The sequence below is a fragment of the Paenibacillus sp. OT2-17 genome, assembly GCF_009827695.1.
Classification (GTDB): Bacteria; Bacillota; Bacilli; order Paenibacillales; family Paenibacillaceae; genus Paenibacillus; species Paenibacillus polymyxa_B.
In genome coordinates, this window is the sequence record NZ_WUDQ01000659.1 from 1 (window position 1) to 1,892 (window position 1,892).

General features: G+C 44.9%; 2 protein-coding genes. Both read left to right on the forward strand.

Annotation, left to right across the window (positions count from 1 at the left end; all coding sequences use genetic code 11):
• A partial coding sequence (locus tag GRP75_RS25805; protein WP_160790752.1) for a S8 family serine peptidase occupies window positions 1–509 on the forward strand: 509 nt, incomplete at its 5' end.
• A 567-nt stretch (window positions 510–1,076) separates the two neighbouring features.
• The coding region (locus GRP75_RS25810) for a protease inhibitor I9 family protein (RefSeq protein ID WP_202404319.1) at window positions 1,077–1,892 on the forward strand (816 nt) is incomplete at its 3' end.

Sequence of the window (1,892 nt, forward strand, 5' to 3'; positions counted from 1 at the left end):
AGGAGATTATCCTGGATGAATGGTATCGTCCAGTCACCAAGGCGTGGAGAGCGGCTCAGATTTTCCCTGAGTTCTCCGCAGGCAACACAACACTGTCCAATCCGGGCGGACCTGGGTCTGTAGCCAATCCGGCGAATCTACCGGAAGCTTATGCGACAGGAGCCACGGACGTTAACAACAAGCTGGCCAGCTTCTCGCTGCGCGGTCCTTCTCCTTATGGCGAAGTGAAGCCTGAAATTTCGGCTCCTGGTGTGAACATCCGTTCTTCTGTACCGGGCGGAGTGTATGAGGGGGGATGGAACGGTACTTCTATGGCAGGCCCGCATACTGCTGGATTAGCAGCATTACTGCTTCAGGCCAAACCATCTTTGACTGTGGATCAACTGGAGGATGTTATTTCAAAAACAGCGACTCCGCTGACAGACAGCCAGTATCGGACTTCACCGAACAATGGTTACGGATATGGTCTGATCGACGCGCTTGCTGCAGTCAATTCAGTACTTAACTGAGGATTTTGCAAAAATCCCATAAGCGACTTCCAATGAACAAGATATAGAGCGAAAGACAGGATTAAGAAAGACCCCGGAAAATCCCTTTGAGCGGCTCGTACAGAGATTGCATACACCTGTTAACCGTGTAATGCACTATTACGTAGCCGCAAAAAAGGGGTTTTCGTACATAAAAGAATATAAAAGTCATAGAATTTCAGGAAAAATGCAAAAAAATGACTTGTATATCTGTTTTGATAACTTTATACTATTCCATAATATATGATTATATATCAATTTTTAATATAAAATGTAATGATATAACATGTTTTTCTTCGAATTTCTCCTGCTTTTTCTCCTTGGTTTCTACTGAATTCATCGCTTTTCTATTGGGATTGCAAACTCACCTATGAAGTACTGCCACCTATGAACAGCCAAATATTTTTGTGCCTCTATATTCTATGAAGGAGGTGGTCGCCAACCACATCGTATTGCGCAACCCGTGTGTTTGATGTGCTAGGCATGAGGTCTTACTCTGTACAGGTTATTCCAGAAACATTAAACCTAGTAAAAGGAGTGGAGAAGTAATTGATTAAACCTAAACGATTCAAGAAACCGCTATCTATCGGACTATCTTTACTAATGGCCTTTTCCTTTGTTCAACCTGCTTTGGCGAATAACACACCGGATGGCTCCAAGCTGGAGCTGAAATCTGCCTCGCACAAGGTCACGACCGCGAAGGTGTCCCCAAAACTGACCAAACAGTTTGAGGAGAATAACTATGTTACCTATCTGGTCAAATTAAAAGAACAGGTAGACACCAACAAGGTTTCCAAAAATGCTCTTCAAAAGGCCTCACTTGAGAAAATAACACCTTCCGCTGCCAAAATGGCTGCACGCAGCCATGTGATCAGTTCTCTGCGTGAAACGGCTTCAAGAACCCAATATGGGCTTGAAAATTATTTGGATAAGCAATCAGAGAGCGGCGGAGTGAAGGAATATAAAAGCTTTTTTATTGTCAATGCATTGGCTGTAACAAGCACCAAGGAGGTGCTGGATCATATTTCGCAGCTGCCTGAGGTCGATAAAGTCTTGCCGAATGAAACGCGTTATCTGCAAAAGGTGACGGTTGACAAGCAAGCAGAGGGAGCAAATGCCAAAACAGCTGAAACAGCGACAGCAGCAACGGCGAAGTCTGCAACGGTAGAGAAAGCTGTAGAGCTGGAGAAGGACGATGGCAAAACATCGGCTAAGCCTGGCAATGCAGGTAAGAACGATGTAGACCCATCTACGGTGGAATGGAACATATCCCACATTAACGCACCACAAGTGTGGGAAAAGGGAATTGACGGAACCGGAATCGTGGTTGCCAATCTGGATACAGGTGTAGATTATACACATCCG